Source organism: Paenibacillus sp. FSL H7-0943 (assembly GCF_037963265.1).
In the GTDB taxonomy this organism is placed as follows: Bacteria; Bacillota; Bacilli; order Paenibacillales; family Paenibacillaceae; genus Paenibacillus_AQ; species Paenibacillus_AQ odorifer.
The window spans coordinates 507,300-522,684 of sequence record NZ_CP150148.1 but is presented as its reverse complement, the minus strand read 5'-3'; the positions used below and the strand labels follow the sequence as shown (position 1 = coordinate 522,684).

Here is a 15,385-nt window from a genome sequence, read left to right as displayed (position 1 = left end):
CGAAACCTATAATCGAAACCGGTTTCGATTATAACGAAAAAAAATGATCTAACGAGAGCAGGAAAAAAGCGACTTATTAATATGCCCATTATAGCCCTATTCCTCTGAATACGCTGTAGCAAATACCACATAGGAACAATTCAAGCTATGATGTCCTCTACTTTATCAGGACTCTTTTCTCTACGTCAAGATTTATCCTGTGGATAGCAGCCCGCTCTCTGTAGTTATGGAATTTGATACAGCTCTAATTCCTGCTAGCCGGAGGCGCACAGGATTCCCGTTCGATCACTTCTACCGGAACTAAAACCGCTTCCTTATCCAACTGTTTCCCTTCAATCGATGCTAAAAGAATGTCCGCTGCCCGGCTTCCTAAAAGTGCCGTATCCTGACGAATGGTTGTCAATGCAGGTGTAACATACTCAGCTAGATCAATATCATCGTAACCCACAACTGAAATGTCCCGCGGTACGGAAAGTCCACTATCTTTTGCCGCCATAATAGCCCCTAAAGCTAACATGTCACCCGAAGCAAAAACAGCGGTTGGCCGATCAGGCAGCTTAAGAAGCTCCAGCATCGCATGGTAACCACTTTCACGAGAATAAAAAGCTCCATTCACAACATAGGACTCCGGCACGTCAAGCCCCTGCTGCTTCATAGCGTTCTTATACCCGAACTCCCGAGTTTTACCGGGAAAAGTGTTCATCCCCCCGGAAATATGAGCAATCTTGCGATGACCCAAAGAAACTAAATACTCTATCGCAAGCTGAGCTCCAGCCGTATTATCCGAACATACCGTATGCGACTGCGTAGTCTCAAAATCCAGAATCACAGTAGGAATATCACTCTCTAGCAGCTCACGGAAATAGGGGTCCTCGTAATCAGACAAGAAAACGACAACACCATCTACACCACGGATTCGGCAATTCTCCAAATACCCGCTTTGTTTACCCCCAACATCCTTGGAAATAAACATGAGGGCATACCCCTTATCCACAGCAACCTTCTTAAAGCTCTCAATCACAGCGCTAAAAAAGGGATGGCGAATACCAAATCCCGTATTCTCTACAAACAATACACCAATGGTCCATGATTTCTTAGTAGTCAGTGTACGGGCATGGGAATTCGGCAAATATCCCATTTCTTGGGCAACCCGGAAAATTTCCTGGCGAGTCTTCTCCCGTACATCGGAATAATTATTAAACGCCTTGGATACCGTTGTAGGAGAGTAACCGGTTCTTTTGGCAATATCGTATATAGTTGTCAATCCGGTTCACTCCTTGCCCAGACTAATGAAATACCTTCTGTTCACTGCAATTTTAACGTCTTTCGGTACCGCCGTCCAGCAAAAAGTAACTTTGTACGGAAGGAAGCAGCGTAACAGCTTGGATCAAAAGCCCTAAACTCATATAGACCAGATGTATGATTACCACACTGTCGAGCATATACGTCTGTACCATAATCCAAATGATTAGACCAAATCCGATATATAGGGACAATGCCCAGAAGCTATATAATTTCTTAAAGGGATTCAAAGTATTCACCCAATGCCATTCTGGTCTCTTGATCAACCCATATAACACGAACATAGGCAGGATACCAAATACGATGAATAGCAAAATACCCGGAATTAAAAAATCTGAAAATGGCGATCTTTCCAGCATAGATGTGGGTATGTGTATCAGATCACCACTAGGATCTATGACCATTGACCCGCCTCCTGCTAACGCTCCAACCCCCAAAAATATATGAAGAATATAAAGCAATGTTACCGTAAACGGCCTTCTTTTGGTTGGCTTCATTTCAGTTCCCCTTCCCATGTTTAAAAAGTAGAGCATTCCTTATAGCTCTTTTCGATTTTACATGTTTTTCCTGAATGTCACCAAGACAGATATCACACAAAAAGCCGTATTTAAGCATTTTTTGAGTGCGATGTGAACGATTGTATTTTACGCTATACTAAGATTAGAACGAAATGTTAACCCTGCCGATTGAATCTAATAAATAAAATACATTGGATCCTAAAAAACAAGGAGACAGGACGGGCGCTAAGTTGCGCTGAACCTAACATATCTATGAACGATACCCATCTTTTATCCACCAAACAATGTACCTATTGCCAGCAACAGAAGCCGCTCTCTGAATTTCGTAAACGTACCGGCAAACGTTCCAAAGGCCAGTCTCGCCGTGGCGCTTGTCGGGAGTGCCGCAAACAACGACAAAACATAGATCTCACTCTTGCAGCAGGTCCCATTCCAGTACAACCTGATACCATTCAATCCCCTTCTTCAGCTGTCAAGGAACGCTCCAAACAAGGAAAGCCTTCTTCCACGGTTGCTTCTTCACCGCAATCCAACCCAAATCAGCGCATACGGGGCTTGGAACAACGAAGGAAACATTCTCATTCTCAAGGCGCGAAACTGAGTCCCGAAGATCCAACGCAATTGATTCCCTCTGCCAAAGGGAAAATTCTAATGCGTGGCCACAGTGATAAAGGACGGCGCTGGCATCAGGAAATTGACTACGAGCTTGCAGTTACTCTAGTCAGAGAACATGCCGCTATCGTAGTGAATCGCCGAACCATCCGCCGGATTTACAGCAATAAGGATTTCCGTGCTTATATATTGACCAGAGACAACTATACTTGCTACTTCTGTGGCTCCTATGGAGACACTATAGATCACTTGCTCCCCCGTGCTAAAGGTGGCCATACTACTCCGGATAATTGCGTTTGCGCTTGTACGTTATGTAATCAGACCAAAGCCGATCAGTCCGTTGAGGATTTTATGAGCAGATAAATAAGAAAAGCGCCCCAATTTCTGTTGATTAGGGGCGCTTTTTTATAAAAATCAAAGGTAAAGTTTATTATTGTTAGTTAGCAACAATATTCTTAACTCGTCCTACCTGTCCACTGGTTAAACGCACCTTGATGCCATGCGGATGTCGAGGTGAGTTCGTGAGAATATCCTTTACCGTTCCATGTGTTAGCTTACCCGTCGGCTGATCCTGCTTAAGCACAATATCCACTTCAAGCCCAGGACGAATATCGGCTCTTACCTGTCCGTTCATGATGTAATCCCCTTTCAATGGGTTATAATGTTGTCAACTATACTACATAAGGAGGAGACGTAATGGCCTTCGGCATCAACAGAGAAGAATTAACCCGCTGGAAAAAGGCTGTCTCCGCAGGAGAGATCGCTTTCTTAACCCATTACTGGCTAGACCCGCGTTTTCCCGGCATGACTACTGTCACCAAGGTCGGCTGTAGTGACCTAACCAGACTAACATATTGGTGTGAGGAAAATGGACTGCCGGCTAAATATATTCATAATCGTTCGCCATTCCCCCACTTTGACCTTTTGGGACCCAAACAAGCAGAAATCCTTCGGAAGGAAGGATTATGGGAACAGTTGGAACGTTTCAAAATGCTCTAAAATCACTTCTTTTTACGTAAATCCTGCATGATCTTGCGGCCGGTAGGTGTCTGTGCTAATCCGCCACCTGCGGTCTCGCGGTGTTTTTCTGGCATAGCTGAGCCTACCTCAAGCATGACCTTGATTACTTCATCTGAAGGAATCACGCTACGTACGCCAGCCAGTGCCATATCGGCGGCGGCGAGCGCGGTCACTGCACCGAATCCGTTTCTAACGATACAAGGAATCTCTACAAGTCCTCCCACCGGATCACAAATCAGTCCTAATGTGTTCTTAAGCGCCAGTCCAACAGCATGCACTGCTTGTGCAGGCGTTCCTCCACGCAGTTCGGCTAAAGCTCCTGCCGCCATCCCGATGGCCGACCCGACCTCCGCCTGACAGCCACCCTCTGCACCAGATACAAACGAATTGTTGGCAATGACATAACCGATCGCTCCTGCAGCGAACAAACCGGAAACCATATAGTCATCATCCCAGCCAAACCGTTCCTGGCAGCTGAGAAATACACCCGGAATAATTCCGCATGAACCTGCGGTAGGTGTAGCAATTATGCGGCCCATTGAGGCATTAACCTCGGACACAGCCAAGGCATAGGCCATTGCTTGACCAGCGGGTCCACCTAGGCATGGTTCATCTGCTGCGTTATAGGCTCCTACACGCTGGGCATCCATTCCCGTAAGACCGCTGCGCGAAGTGGTATCTTCATGCATCCCACGATGAACAGCCTCTTTCATCACCCCATAATATTCACGCATAGTGGCAAATTCCTGTTCACTGGAACGTCCCGATTCCGCGCTTTGCTCTTCAAGCATAAGGGCTCCAATGGTAAGGCCACGTTCCTCACATAATACAGCCAGTTGACTAAGTGTTTGAAAATTCATGTTAAGCTTTCCTTCCCCTTCTCATCTTGCTTATCCTCGTTTAAATTAACCAATTTCACTGATTTCACCGCAGTGAGCGCTTTAAGCGCTTCAATAAGCTCTGGAGTAGCAGCTTCATCCAGCTCCAGTACCGTTAAGGCTGCACCGCTGCGATTCTTCCGATCCAGAGACATATGCCCTATATTAAATTGTCCGTTACGCATCACTTCTGTAACACTCGCCAGAACACCTAAATAATCCATATGATGAATCAATACCGTCGGATACATTCCCGTAAGCTTTACTCCAAAACCATCCACATCGACGATCTCAATGTTTCCACCACCGATGGATGTCCCCGTTAAAGTTAGCTCACTTCCTGTCTCTTGTCCGATAAGATGCAGTTTAACTGTGTTAGGATGAGGAAACAATCCCGTTCCTTGCTCAAAAGATACTTCCATCCCAGCTTCAGCCGCTAACTCCAGAGAGTCGGGTAACCGATGATCATCGGTAGCGTAATCCAAAAGTCCTCCGACAATAGCCCTGTCTGTGCCATGGCCCTGATAAGTAGCTGCAAAAGAACCAAAAAACGTCACTTCTGCCACACGCGGCACTTCACCCAGCACCTGCCTTGCAGCCCTTCCGATCCGTGCCGCACCGGCTGTATGCGAGCTTGAAGGCCCGACCATGGCCGGACCAATAATTGAAAACACATCTTTGAAACGCATAAAAGACCTCCTGCCTGCAAATAGGCAATTATCAAACTCATATATAGTATACTGCACTGGCAGTCGGAGTTCACCGTTACATTTGCTGTGATATATCCACTCCAAATCTAATGATATTTTACTTAGATAGTATTTTCATTTCGCATCTTATGTATCACAAGATATCCTGGGAGTATAACATAATTCCACCTCTATACTGCCAGCCTATCCCTTCCCAGAATCCTCTTCCTTGTTCATTGGTTCCAATCACCATCAGATGACATTTTGCGATACCAGCTGCATGTAAATTACCGAGGCAACGCTTTACAAGCTCACGCCCGATGCCCATGCCTCGGCAGTCATTACTAACTGCAACATGATACATATAACCTCTTCGCCCATCATGTCCACACAATGCAGTTCCTACAATCCGGCCGTCTTCATTCTCGCAGATCTGGCTGAAGCCCGCATTACGCTCCAGATAACGCGTAATCTCCAGTCTCGAATCCGCTTCACTAAGTCCCATTCCCTCTGTATTTTCCCATAGCTGGTGGGCAGCTTCATAATCATCCGCAATCATCTCTCGATAATTCATGTCTATCCCCTCGCTTGTATAGAATGACAAAAAGCATAAAGAGCACTCCGCGGAAGCTTTTCCAGCATCAGCAGCGCTTCATAAGGGTCACCTTCCAAGCCCAGCACTTGCGCGAAGGCAGGTTCGGTCTTCCACCCGTTTGTTTTCATTGTAATGATCTGCTGGCGAAAATCATTATCCAGCTGAGCTAGAATTTCCGCTTCAATGATCATATGTAAGTAACCATTCTGCAGAGCTGTGGGTCGCGGCTGCCCAAACAGTTCTATAGGCCAGCCCCCGGCCATAAAGTTAATTTTCGTTCGTGGGACCCCATCAACCACACGCGATACACTAGTAAACTCATCCATGGTTCCGAAATATCGACTAACAATGTCCGTAAACTTTACGGAATCATGCACCTCACAAATAATATCCAGGTCGCTGCCCTTCACCTGAATTCCAAGCGGCACTGTGCCAACCAGCACCGGGTTATAGTCGGCCAGCAAACTCATAATATTTAATTTTCTTAACAGGGTATAGACCTCTTTTTGCACTGGAGTTCCACGATTCAGATACTCTATGTTTCGCCAATCATTCATCTCTGACAAACGCTCCCTCGAACTAGGTTATAAACACAGGCAGGACCGGATAACAGCGCACGCTTTTCTAGGCGCATGCATAGAAATATACGGAAGATAGAAGGCAAGGAGGAGTGTATGTAAAAATGAACCCCACCTACCCCTATTATGGGGAACAAACGATATGTAAGGAACAGCCTATTGCTTTTCCCCCACAGCACCAAGACCGTCAGCCTGGTCTAGAGAGTCTAATGAATCCTCGCCCCATCAGTGAAAATCCGGAGATCACCGGCAGTGGAAAGCTAAAAGGAAAAATTGCGCTCATCACCGGAGGCGACAGCGGAATTGGTAAAGCGGCGGCCATTGCTTTTGCAAAGGAAGGCGCAGATGTCGCTATAGCTTATTTATACGAAGCTTCAGATGCAGAGGTCACTCAGCGGCGAATTGAAGAATTAGGGCAACGTTGTTTGCGGATCGAAGTTGATTTACGCCATAAGGAAAACTGCTTCAAGGCTGTGGAGCATACCCTTCGCACTTTTGGCAAGCTGGACATCCTCGTCAACAATCATGGCGTCCAGTATCCGCAAAAAAGTATTCTGGATATCACGGAAGCACAGCTCTACCAAACGTTTCAGACAAATATATTTCCATTCTTTTACCTGACACAAGCCGCACTTCCACATCTAAAAAAAGGCGCAGCCATCATCAACACTGCTTCCATTACTGCCTATCAAGGAAATAAAGAGCTTATAGATTATTCCTCAACTAAAGGCGCGATCGTCTCCTTTACCCGCTCTTTAGCCTTATCACTCGTAGACTCTGGCATTCGTGTCAATAGCGTAGCTCCCGGACCTGTATGGACACCACTAATTCCCTCCAGCTACTCTGCAGATGAGGTTAGTGTATTTGGGACGGATACACCCTTTAAACGTGCCGCACAGCCATATGAGTTAGCAGGAGCCTATCTTTATTTAGCGGGACCGGATTCTTCGTATGTTACCGGGACATGTATTCATGTCAATGGTGGAGACATGGTCACCAGCTGATGCATTACACCACGAGAGGAATGTATATCAAATGAATAAGATAAATGATTATGATATCTCTTCTGTCCGCCTAAGCAGTGGCATGTACGCATTAACCAAATTAGCCTGCGCAGGGCTAACTTACGTCCTTATTACCTTACTTATGCTTGGATTTCCACAATCCGAAGGAATTCCTGAAGGCTGGCCACTATCGATTCCTTATGCCATTTATGCTTATGGATTGCCTGCGGCGTTAGTAGCAGATGTACTGCTGCGTATTCTGCGCTCCAAATCCCCTATCCTGCCCCTTGCTGTATATGTCGTCACAGGTTTTGGTGCAGGTCTATGGCTGGCAGCGGAACAAGGTGCAGAGTATCTGCTATGGGGTCTGGGTGGAGTCCTTGGACTACTCCTTCTCAGAGTGACCCAGCTTGGTGTAGAAAGGTTTCCTCTGTTGCTGCCAGTATTCGCCCTATTTCTGCCACTGCTCTGCTTACTGCTGTCATAAGCCTTATTAGGGATACTCAAAGCGCTTCAATGATATCTCCGGCAATAATAGCCGCCGGATTATTCCGCTGACGGGCTGCTCCCTCTCCTGCTAATCCGTGCAGGTATACCCCAAAAGCTGCTGCCTGCGTAGCATGAAGTCCCTGAGCCAGCAGGCTGGAAATCATGCCCGTTAGCACATCACCAGCTCCACCAGTGCCCATGCCGGGATGGCCTGTGGTATTTACATAAGCTTGCCCTTCAGGAGTTGCTATCACGGTATGTGCTCCTTTTAACACAAGCGTAACCCCATGCTCCTTGGCATAGTCCATAGCCAGACCGATTCGGTCACGTTGGACCTCAGCCGTAGTTAGGTTAGCCAGGCGAGCCATTTCGCCTGGGTGAGGTGTCAGAATTACAGAATGACGGCGCCGCGCCCAACTCTTATAATCGGAGTCAGCCAGAATATTTAAAGCATCCGCATCGATAACCAGCGGGCAATCACTGCCTTCCCAAAGACTGCGAAGCCAATCTGTATCACCCGGGAACCGTCCAAGACCTGGTCCCACAGCGATTACATCTCGCTCTTCGCTTAACTTCAGTAGCTCGGGCGCGGTCTCAGCCTCCCAGTTTCCCTCTTCACTGCCACCTACATCAGCCAGCATGAGTTCAGGAACAACACCGATGACGGAAGGTAACAGCTTCTTAGGAAGCGCCCACGTCACCAGTCCGCAGCCCGTGCGCAGCGCAGCACGGGCTGCCAGTAGTCCGGCGCCGCTCATCCGTAAGGTGCCGGCAGTAAGGAGTACATGCCCATAAGTTCCCTTATGGCCTTCTGGCGACCGCCGCCGGGCCAGATCGACCCCCAGATGGGCATGCAGCACTTCCGGTGTCAGCAGGTGAACCTGCACACCGCTGTTAAGAGCCAGAGCAGTCGGAATGCCGATGGCCCGTACCTTGACATGCCCCGCTGCGCCTGCACCGGGGTATTGCAGGAGGCCTCGCTTGAGAAACGCGAGGCATACCGTCACTGACGCATGAATGCAAGGCTCATGCGTCTCTCCTGTGTCCGCGTTCAGACCACTGGGGATGTCCGCGGACACAATGACCTTGCCGCTGCTGTTCGCTGCGGCAATCAGCTCCGCATAGGCGCCGCGCGGGGCTCCCGCGCCGCCGGTGCCGAGCAGCGCATCCAGGATGCCGCTGCACTCGGCAAGGTCCAGCCGATGCCTGCCGTATACTACGGCAGGCAGGCCCATGACTGCAGCCGCATCGCGCTGCAGGGCGGCCTCGCCGGAGAGCGACTCCGGCGGCACCGCATAGACGAGCGTGACGGCGATGCCGGTCTCGCGAAGGTACCGTGCGGCGGCGAGGCCATCGCCGCCGTTGTTGCCTTTGCCGACGAGGATGAACCATCGCTCGGCTGCGGCAGAGGCAAGCGTCAGCGCATGATCTGCGCTGACCTTAAATGCCTTGCCTGGGTCACCCAGCGCGGCCTCCTTTAGCCCGGCATCGTTCCCTTCGGCTGCATTCCTGCAGCCTGCCCCGCCTCTCTCCCGGCAAAGCGCGATGATCTCCTCTGCGATAACTCTTCCCGCATTCTCCATCAGCGCAATCGCTGGAATCCCCAGCTGCTGGATCGTTTCGCTGTCCAGCTGCCTCATTTGCTCAGCAGTTACCAGATACATGATTTAGCCCCTTTCCGCTATCTACCGTTCCAAAGCTTCACAGGCAATTCCAAATACAAGTCCGAGCGCAAGTCCGGCGCAAGTCTGATATCAGTAAGCGACAGTAAATCGGGCCCGACTAAAATTCCCTTCCTCCAGCTCGTCCACCATAGCTACAGCGAAATCCTCCACACTAATCTTGCTTTCACTATTCTCATCTAGAATAAGACGGTCCAATCCGATGCGGAAATGACCTGTACGACGACCTGGATGAACTACCGCAGCAGGACTGAGATACGTATAATCCAATTCTGTATTTTTGTAAATCTCATAAGCCTGCGCATGCGCCTCTGCAACTGGTTTAAACTCTTCCGGAAAATCCGGTGTATTCATCAGCAGCTCTCCAGTTTCAGTCTTTAAGCTACCTGCACCTCCAACAACCAACAGCCGATTTAACCCTGCCGTCTGCATACCCTCCACCAACGCTTTTGCCGCCGTAATCAGATCCAGCTCGTGGCCCGCTCCTGGTCCATAAGCACTAATTACCTCTTCATGGCCACGGACCGCAGCTGCTACTGAAGCCGGATCAAGAATATCCACCGTTGTGACATGTAAACGCTCGTGTTCGAGAGTTACTGACTCTGGATTGCGTACCGCAGCTGTTACTTCGTGTTTTCTTTTTAATGCCTCCTGTACAATTGCCTTTCCAATCGTTCCTGAAGCGCCCAATATTACAACATCCATCTTGTTGTTCCTCACATTCTACGAGCAAGACCATTATCGTGCTGCCTTCTGCTCAATTATTTTTTTGATGCTCATCTGAATAGCTTTTCCCTTACAGCCTTTAAACATTATTTATCCCCTGAGATCCAATCGAAACCAGATCGCACCTACTACTCCACTTCCAGACCAAAAACCCCTTAACCAATACAAGGGGCACTCTCTACTAAAAAAGCAGCATGAATTCGCCTTAGCTTAGCGACGCAAAAACATTCCCTGAGAACGTGGCATAACCGATTCAAATCCATATTGTGCATAGAGCTTCGAGGCTTCTCCATCTGCAATCAGACTTACATAAGCCTTGTCCGGTACAGTATTAAGGAACTCTCTAATTTCCCGCATGATCAGCTTTCCCAAACCTCGTCCTTGATGTGAAGGCTTGACCGCAATATCTGTGACCTGAAAAAAGCATCCCCCATCGCCAATCACCCGCCCCATCCCGATTAGGTTATTCTCCTCATACAAAGTTACCGCAAAAATAGAACGAGGCAAACCGATCGCTGCACCTTCCACACTCATTTCACTCAGCCCAGCTTCTTTTCTCAGCGCCAAATACTGTTCCACTGAAGGCTGTTCATGGCGTATATCAAGCTTACTAGTTGTTTCCATCCGCACTCCTCCGTTCAGCATTGCTGTTCCCACTATATACGACTGCATGGTTCACAGGCAAGGCTCACTGCTAGGGATGTTTTTGAAACTGAGGGATAAGCATTATATTCTTGAATTCCTTTACTGACTGTGTGGAATAGTATCTGTAACAATATTTTTAAAAGGGTGGGTGAAGCATTATGTCTCCTGTAGCCAAGCTGTTTAAATGGGGAACATGCCTTTATGAAGCTTTTCTGGCTCTGCCGTTGATTGGCGGACTCTTTATCATTGCTAATGGTTGGGTCCCTTTGGCCATTGCCTTTTTGCTTCATGCTGTAGCCGTTGTTGTGCTGCAAAGAGAACATAAACCATTCATGGGTAACGTTCTGGGCATTATCACCTCGATTTTAGCTTTTGTTCCGATCGTTGGTTGGATTATGCACGCCATTACTGCGTTCATCCTGTTGATGGAGGGCGTATCCGCCTCACGCCAAGCCCCTCGTTATTAACAAACGTACTGCGTCATCAAAATATGTAGCTATCCCACGGGCCGAATCATTTGTAAAAGTCGTAAAAAGACAGATCATCCTCTGCGACCTACGGACCCAGATGACATATTGCCGTGTTCTTACTCATGGGCGGTTTGCTTCAACACTCATCATTCCGGCGACCTACGGACCCAGATGACATATTGCTGTGTTCTTACTCATGAGCGATCTGCTTCAACACTCATCATTTCCGGCGACCTACGAACCCGGATGACATCTTGCTGTGTTCTTACTGGTAGGCGGTCTGCTTCAACAATCATCATTCCTGCGACCTACGAACCCGGATGACATCTTGCTGTGTTCTTACTGGTAGCGGTCTGCTTCAACAATCATCATTCCTGCGACCTAGGGACCCAGATGACGTTATTTGCACCTTTTCAGCTTTTGAAGCGTGGTTTCGGACTCCAGGGACGTTATTGCTTAGAATCAGGTCCATATGTGGTGTTTTTTATGCCAATAGCGGCTATGCGGTCCGTTAGCGGGGCAAATGTGGCATAATACTGCGTTTAGTGTCAACTGAGTCCGATGGGGTGCGTCATATGGTGCGTCATATGGTGCGTCATACGTGCCAAATATCAAGCATACGAAGAAAAAGGAGTTGCCCCAGCAGCCATTTCGTGGCTTATGTGACAACTCCATAATCTTTTATCCAAAAAGATGATATATACCTTTATGATTGCCCAGAGATTGAATCAACGTCCCGCCGATTGAGAATCGGCCCGCCGGCTGCCGCTTTCACCAATATAACGTCCATTTGCGTTGCCACTGCTATTCTCAAACCGTTTGCGTTCCGTACGCTCCATCTGAACAATCTGACCTTCATGAACCACAATATGCAATGAGCCAAATTCCATATCATCCAGAAGTCCTGCAATCCGCGTAAGCCATAAATCGTCCACTTTCAGCGGTTTAGCCATTTTCTAGCCTCCCTTTCTCACCAAAGGATTATATCCGCCTAAATTCCTTTTTTCCTCAATTCCGTTATTACCAACCAGTATACTATGAATTAACTTAGCATGGAACTAAAAGTCATGTCAATGGGCATTTTTTCGCGACAACCAGCTTTTAATAATCATCGTTACCAAAGCCAATAACAGGAGCAAAGAAGCTACTGCAAAAGATGCTGAGAATTGATATTCGTTGTACAAAATCTCAACATGCAGCGGCAGCGTATTCGTCTCCCCACGGATGTGCCCGGACACCACAGAAACCGCACCAAACTCACCCATGGCCCGCGCATTACACAAAATAATGCCGTATAGTAACCCCCATTTAATATTAGGCAGCGTGACTCTGAAAAAGATTTGCCACCCATGTGCGCCGAGTGTAATTGCCGCTTCTTCCTCCTGTGTACCCTGATCCTCCATCAGCGGGATTAACTCACGCGCTACAAAAGGAAACGTCACAAACAACGTGGCTAGCACGATACCCGGAAGCGCAAATACGATCTTAATATCATGGGCGCTCAGCCAAGGGCCAAACCATCCGTTTGCTCCGAAGACGAGTACAAAGATTAGGCCGCCGATGACTGGCGAGACTGCAAAAGGGAGATCAATCAAGGTGATCAGAAACCCTTTGCCGCGGAAACGGAACTTGGTTACAGCCCACGCCGCTGTTACACCAAAAAAGGTATTCAGAGGCACAGTTATCGCCGCAACAAGCAGCGTCAATCGCAGCGCTGAGCGGGCATCCGGATCAGTCAGGGCAGCAATATATACGTCCCAGCCCTTTTTAAGTGCCTCGGTTAACACAACAACTAATGGCAGAGCAATCAGCCAAAAAAGGACTAGCCCAGCCGCTCCGATCAACACCCATTTTACAATTGGGGTTTCCGTTGTCGCGGACGAGGACGCATTCTTTTGTAGCCGGGGGGTATGGAGAGGGACGGTACCGGCCAAAATTATTCCTCCTTTAAAGGGTTTTACGAAGACAAGCTAGCTTGGAAAATTCAGTATCGACGGCAGATATCGAGTGTCTCCAAGTAAGTTTGAACATGTTCGGACGTCTGCTGTCATGGCAATTACCTCAACGAGAAGTCTTACGAACCCAGCGCTGAAGTGTGTTAATAACAAGTAACATTAAGAAAGAGATGAGGAGCAATAGCAGGGCAACGGCGGTAGCTCCGGCATAATCATATTGCTCCAGTTTAGACATAATAAGCAGCGGAGCAATCTCCGTCCTCATCGGCATGTTACCGGAGATGAACACGACGGAGCCGAATTCACCGATGCCCCGAGCAAAAGCTAGAGCAAAACCTGTTAGCAGTGGCGGAAACAGCTCAGGCAGAACTACTGAACGAAAGGTTCTCCAGCGGCCTGCGCCAAGGGTTGCCGAAGCCTCCTCCATATCTCTGTCCAAATCCTCCAGCACCGGCTGCACCGTCCGGACAACGAACGGTATGCCGATGAACATCAAAGCCAAGGTAATCCCGAGCGGAGTGAATGCCACCTTTAATCCCAGCGGCTCAAGCCAAGACCCAATCCAGCCATTGCCTGCATAGAGCGCCGTCAAGGAGACACCGGCTACAGCTGTCGGCAAGGCAAACGGGAGATCGATCAGCGCATCAAATATTCTTTTGCCCGGAAATTCATAACGTACCAGTACCCACGCCAGCAAAAGACCTAGAATTGCATCTACAAAAGCGGCGGCAGCAGCTGTCGACAGGCTCACACGATACGAAGCTAATACCCGCGGGTCCGTAGCTACATCCCAGAATTTCGCCCAGCTCAGACCTGTAGAATTGAACAGCAACGCCGAAAGTGGCAGTAGAACCACTAGACTCAGATATAATACACTGTAGCCCATCGTCAGCCCGAAGCCGGGCAGTATTTTTCGCCGCGTTGCTGCTGGTGCAGCCGTAGTGGTGACATTCATCCCCTATTCATCCTTTCTCGCCTTCGGCCTTTTAGCCGATCAGCCCCTACCGGGACAAATCTCAATAATCATATCCTGCATTTCATTCATCTGTTATTTGGCACCCGGCACATAAATCTTGTCAAAGATCCCGCCATCATTAAAATGCTTCTCTTGCGTTTCTTTCCAGGTTCCGAATTTGTCAGCCAATGTGAACAGCTTGATTTCCGGGAACTTATCTTTGTATTCTTCTTTCACGCTATCTAATGTAGGACGGTAGTAATTCTCAGCCGCGATTTTTTGTCCCTCTTCACTATAGAGATACTTCAGGTACGCCTCGGATACCTCACGCGTGTCTCTTTTGTCCACAACCTTATCTACTATAGCTACTGGCGGTTCAGCCAGAATACTCTCCGAAGGATTCACGATATCAAATTTGTCCGGTCCCAGCTCTTCCACGGATAAATAAGCTTCATTCTCCCATGCGATCAGCACATCACCAATTCCACGCTCCACAAACGTTGTTGTAGATCCACGCGCGCCGGTATCCAGCACTGGCACATGCTTGAACAGTTCTTTTACAAATTCCTCAGCCTTAGCCTCATCGTTATTGTTCTGGTCTAGTGCGTAACCCCAAGCCGCCAAGTAGTTCCAGCGTGCTCCACCTGATGTTTTCGGGTTTGGTGTAATAACCTCTACGCCCTCTTTGAGCAGATCTGGCCAATCCTTGATTCCTTTCGGATTCCCTTTGCGTACAAGGAACACGATAGTCGAGGTGTAAGGCGAGCTGTTATGATCGAATTTACTTTGCCAGCCCTCGTTGATCAGTCCCTTTTCCTGCAAGGCATCAATATCATAACCAAGTGCTAATGTCACAACATCCGCTTCCAGGCCATCAAGCACAGCACGGCTTTGTTTCCCCGATCCACCGTGGGATTGTTTAATGGTGACCTTCTGTCCTGTTTCTTTCTCCCAATAGGTAGCAAAAGCTTTATTATAATTCTCGTACAATTCGCGAGTAGGGTCATAAGATACGTTCAGTAGTTCTACTGGATCTTTAGATGGAGTTTTGGTGGCTTCAGCCGCATTTGTGGCCTCCGCTGAATTGGTTGTTGCTGGTGCGTCTGTTGCCGGACTAGCACTATTGCCGTTATTGTTATTGCTGCCGCAAGCAGCAGTAAGCCCTGCCGTCAGCAACAAGCTAAACCCTACAAGAAGCCCTTTATTCATCTTTTTCTTCATCTTTTCCACTCCCCCATGTTTTTTCGTACCAGACAAACCCTTGGGT

Annotated in this window: 19 protein-coding genes; 5 read left to right on the top strand and 14 right to left on the bottom strand. The window is 48.3% G+C overall.

The window, feature by feature from the left end; genetic code table 11:
* Positions 1–244: 244 nt before the first annotated feature.
* Entirely contained in the window at positions 245–1,264 is a 1,020-nt protein-coding gene (locus NSQ55_RS02350) for a LacI family DNA-binding transcriptional regulator (protein ID WP_339170961.1), read from the bottom strand.
* Between the two features lie 52 nt (positions 1,265–1,316).
* Positions 1,317–1,799 carry a hypothetical protein gene (locus tag NSQ55_RS02345; RefSeq protein WP_280753297.1) on the bottom strand — a complete coding sequence of 161 codons (483 nt, stop codon included), beginning with the start codon at positions 1,797–1,799 and terminating at the stop codon, positions 1,317–1,319.
* 273 nt (positions 1,800–2,072) lie between these two features.
* Here NSQ55_RS02345 and NSQ55_RS02340 point away from each other — a divergent pair, with 273 nt between their 5' ends.
* Positions 2,073–2,795, top strand: a complete 723-nt coding sequence (locus NSQ55_RS02340) for an HNH endonuclease signature motif containing protein (RefSeq protein ID WP_339170960.1) — start codon at positions 2,073–2,075, stop codon at positions 2,793–2,795.
* Between the two features lie 73 nt (positions 2,796–2,868).
* Here the strand turns inward: NSQ55_RS02340 and NSQ55_RS02335 are convergent, their stop codons facing one another.
* Positions 2,869–3,066: a YwbE family protein gene (locus tag NSQ55_RS02335; protein WP_036682616.1), complete on the bottom strand. Its 198-nt coding sequence runs from the start codon at positions 3,064–3,066 to the stop codon at positions 2,869–2,871.
* A gap of 62 nt (positions 3,067–3,128) precedes the next feature.
* On the opposite strand from NSQ55_RS02335, the gene NSQ55_RS02330 reads away from it, so the two are divergent.
* A complete protein-coding gene (locus NSQ55_RS02330; protein ID WP_076124555.1) occupies positions 3,129–3,431 on the top strand; it encodes a hypothetical protein in 303 nt (100 codons plus the stop codon).
* 2 nt (positions 3,432–3,433) lie between these two features.
* Here the strand turns inward: NSQ55_RS02330 and sdaAA are convergent, their stop codons facing one another.
* The 4 genes from sdaAA to NSQ55_RS02310 all read right to left on the bottom strand — a co-directional run bounded on the left by sdaAA (position 3,434) and on the right by NSQ55_RS02310 (position 6,171).
* Positions 3,434–4,312, bottom strand: coding sequence for an L-serine ammonia-lyase, iron-sulfur-dependent, subunit alpha (gene sdaAA / locus NSQ55_RS02325; protein WP_339170957.1), 879 nt, complete (start codon positions 4,310–4,312; stop codon positions 3,434–3,436).
* A complete protein-coding gene (gene sdaAB / locus NSQ55_RS02320) occupies positions 4,309–5,019 on the bottom strand; it encodes an L-serine ammonia-lyase, iron-sulfur-dependent subunit beta (protein WP_339170955.1) in 711 nt (236 codons plus the stop codon). The genes sdaAA and sdaAB overlap by 4 nt, the downstream gene beginning before the upstream one ends.
* A 154-nt stretch (positions 5,020–5,173) precedes the next feature.
* Positions 5,174–5,593, bottom strand: a complete 420-nt coding sequence (locus NSQ55_RS02315; RefSeq protein ID WP_076142075.1) for a GNAT family N-acetyltransferase — start codon at positions 5,591–5,593, stop codon at positions 5,174–5,176.
* Between the two features lie 2 nt (positions 5,594–5,595).
* On the bottom strand, positions 5,596–6,171 hold the full coding sequence (locus NSQ55_RS02310; RefSeq protein ID WP_076124562.1) for a DUF4269 domain-containing protein: 576 nt from the start codon (positions 6,169–6,171) through the stop codon (positions 5,596–5,598).
* Positions 6,172–6,296: 125 nt separating this feature from the next.
* Here NSQ55_RS02310 and NSQ55_RS02305 point away from each other — a divergent pair, with 125 nt between their 5' ends.
* Positions 6,297–7,196 carry an SDR family oxidoreductase gene (locus NSQ55_RS02305; protein ID WP_076142074.1) on the top strand — a complete coding sequence of 300 codons (900 nt, stop codon included), beginning with the start codon at positions 6,297–6,299 and terminating at the stop codon, positions 7,194–7,196.
* A gap of 31 nt (positions 7,197–7,227) precedes the next feature.
* Positions 7,228–7,683, top strand: a complete 456-nt coding sequence (locus tag NSQ55_RS02300; RefSeq protein WP_339170954.1) for a hypothetical protein — start codon at positions 7,228–7,230, stop codon at positions 7,681–7,683.
* 16 nt (positions 7,684–7,699) lie between these two features.
* Here NSQ55_RS02300 and NSQ55_RS02295 read toward each other — a convergent pair whose 3' ends face one another.
* The 3 genes from NSQ55_RS02295 to NSQ55_RS02285 all read right to left on the bottom strand — a co-directional run bounded on the left by NSQ55_RS02295 (position 7,700) and on the right by NSQ55_RS02285 (position 10,717).
* Positions 7,700–9,349: an NAD(P)H-hydrate dehydratase gene (locus NSQ55_RS02295; protein ID WP_339170952.1), complete on the bottom strand. Its 1,650-nt coding sequence runs from the start codon at positions 9,347–9,349 to the stop codon at positions 7,700–7,702.
* A gap of 90 nt (positions 9,350–9,439) precedes the next feature.
* Entirely contained in the window at positions 9,440–10,072 is a 633-nt protein-coding gene (locus NSQ55_RS02290) for an NAD(P)H-binding protein (RefSeq protein WP_280753300.1), read from the bottom strand.
* A gap of 231 nt (positions 10,073–10,303) precedes the next feature.
* Complete coding sequence (locus tag NSQ55_RS02285; RefSeq protein WP_081383325.1) at positions 10,304–10,717, bottom strand: GNAT family N-acetyltransferase; 414 nt, start codon at positions 10,715–10,717, stop codon at positions 10,304–10,306.
* A 179-nt stretch (positions 10,718–10,896) separates the two neighbouring features.
* On the opposite strand from NSQ55_RS02285, the gene NSQ55_RS02280 reads away from it, so the two are divergent.
* Positions 10,897–11,205 (top strand): hypothetical protein, encoded by a 309-nt coding sequence (locus NSQ55_RS02280; RefSeq protein WP_076134873.1) that lies wholly within the window; start codon positions 10,897–10,899, stop codon positions 11,203–11,205.
* Positions 11,206–11,936: 731 nt separating this feature from the next.
* On the opposite strand, the gene NSQ55_RS02275 is transcribed toward NSQ55_RS02280, so the two are convergent.
* The 4 genes from NSQ55_RS02275 to NSQ55_RS02260 form a co-directional block, all read right to left on the bottom strand.
* The gene (locus tag NSQ55_RS02275) at positions 11,937–12,161 is read right to left on the bottom strand and encodes a YezD family protein (protein ID WP_076101319.1); all 225 of its coding nucleotides are present in this window, start codon (positions 12,159–12,161) and stop codon (positions 11,937–11,939) included.
* Positions 12,162–12,278: 117 nt separating this feature from the next.
* Positions 12,279–13,142, bottom strand: coding sequence for a sulfate ABC transporter permease subunit CysW (cysW, locus tag NSQ55_RS02270; RefSeq protein WP_076101318.1), 864 nt, complete (start codon positions 13,140–13,142; stop codon positions 12,279–12,281).
* A 127-nt stretch (positions 13,143–13,269) separates the two neighbouring features.
* On the bottom strand, positions 13,270–14,118 hold the full coding sequence (gene cysT / locus NSQ55_RS02265; protein WP_076124574.1) for a sulfate ABC transporter permease subunit CysT: 849 nt from the start codon (positions 14,116–14,118) through the stop codon (positions 13,270–13,272).
* A gap of 93 nt (positions 14,119–14,211) precedes the next feature.
* A complete protein-coding gene (locus NSQ55_RS02260) occupies positions 14,212–15,339 on the bottom strand; it encodes a sulfate ABC transporter substrate-binding protein (RefSeq protein WP_076185215.1) in 1,128 nt (375 codons plus the stop codon).
* Positions 15,340–15,385 lie beyond the last annotated feature (46 nt).

What these genes read in the sequence shown, in the direction of transcription:
- NSQ55_RS02275 (WP_076101319.1), bottom strand. Translation starts at nt 12,161, where the DNA reads ATGGCTAAACCGCTGAAAGTGGACGATTTATGGCTTACGCGGATTGCA.
- NSQ55_RS02260 (WP_076185215.1), bottom strand. Translation starts at nt 15,339, where the DNA reads ATGAAGAAAAAGATGAATAAAGGGCTTCTTGTAGGGTTTAGCTTGTTG.
- NSQ55_RS02300 (WP_339170954.1), top strand. Translation starts at nt 7,228, where the DNA reads ATGAATAAGATAAATGATTATGATATCTCTTCTGTCCGCCTAAGCAGT.
- NSQ55_RS02290 (WP_280753300.1), bottom strand. Translation starts at nt 10,072, where the DNA reads ATGGATGTTGTAATATTGGGCGCTTCAGGAACGATTGGAAAGGCAATT.
- NSQ55_RS02280 (WP_076134873.1), top strand. Translation starts at nt 10,897, where the DNA reads ATGTCTCCTGTAGCCAAGCTGTTTAAATGGGGAACATGCCTTTATGAA.
- NSQ55_RS02315 (WP_076142075.1), bottom strand. Translation starts at nt 5,593, where the DNA reads ATGAATTATCGAGAGATGATTGCGGATGATTATGAAGCTGCCCACCAG.
- NSQ55_RS02345 (WP_280753297.1), bottom strand. Translation starts at nt 1,799, where the DNA reads ATGAAGCCAACCAAAAGAAGGCCGTTTACGGTAACATTGCTTTATATT.
- NSQ55_RS02335 (WP_036682616.1), bottom strand. Translation starts at nt 3,066, where the DNA reads ATGAACGGACAGGTAAGAGCCGATATTCGTCCTGGGCTTGAAGTGGAT.
- sdaAA (WP_339170957.1), bottom strand. Translation starts at nt 4,312, where the DNA reads ATGAATTTTCAAACACTTAGTCAACTGGCTGTATTATGTGAGGAACGT.
- NSQ55_RS02285 (WP_081383325.1), bottom strand. Translation starts at nt 10,717, where the DNA reads ATGGAAACAACTAGTAAGCTTGATATACGCCATGAACAGCCTTCAGTG.
- NSQ55_RS02330 (WP_076124555.1), top strand. Translation starts at nt 3,129, where the DNA reads ATGGCCTTCGGCATCAACAGAGAAGAATTAACCCGCTGGAAAAAGGCT.
- NSQ55_RS02295 (WP_339170952.1), bottom strand. Translation starts at nt 9,349, where the DNA reads ATGTATCTGGTAACTGCTGAGCAAATGAGGCAGCTGGACAGCGAAACG.
- sdaAB (WP_339170955.1), bottom strand. Translation starts at nt 5,019, where the DNA reads ATGCGTTTCAAAGATGTGTTTTCAATTATTGGTCCGGCCATGGTCGGG.
- NSQ55_RS02310 (WP_076124562.1), bottom strand. Translation starts at nt 6,171, where the DNA reads ATGAATGATTGGCGAAACATAGAGTATCTGAATCGTGGAACTCCAGTG.
- NSQ55_RS02340 (WP_339170960.1), top strand. Translation starts at nt 2,073, where the DNA reads ATGAACGATACCCATCTTTTATCCACCAAACAATGTACCTATTGCCAG.
- cysT (WP_076124574.1), bottom strand. Translation starts at nt 14,118, where the DNA reads ATGAATGTCACCACTACGGCTGCACCAGCAGCAACGCGGCGAAAAATA.
- NSQ55_RS02305 (WP_076142074.1), top strand. Translation starts at nt 6,297, where the DNA reads ATGAACCCCACCTACCCCTATTATGGGGAACAAACGATATGTAAGGAA.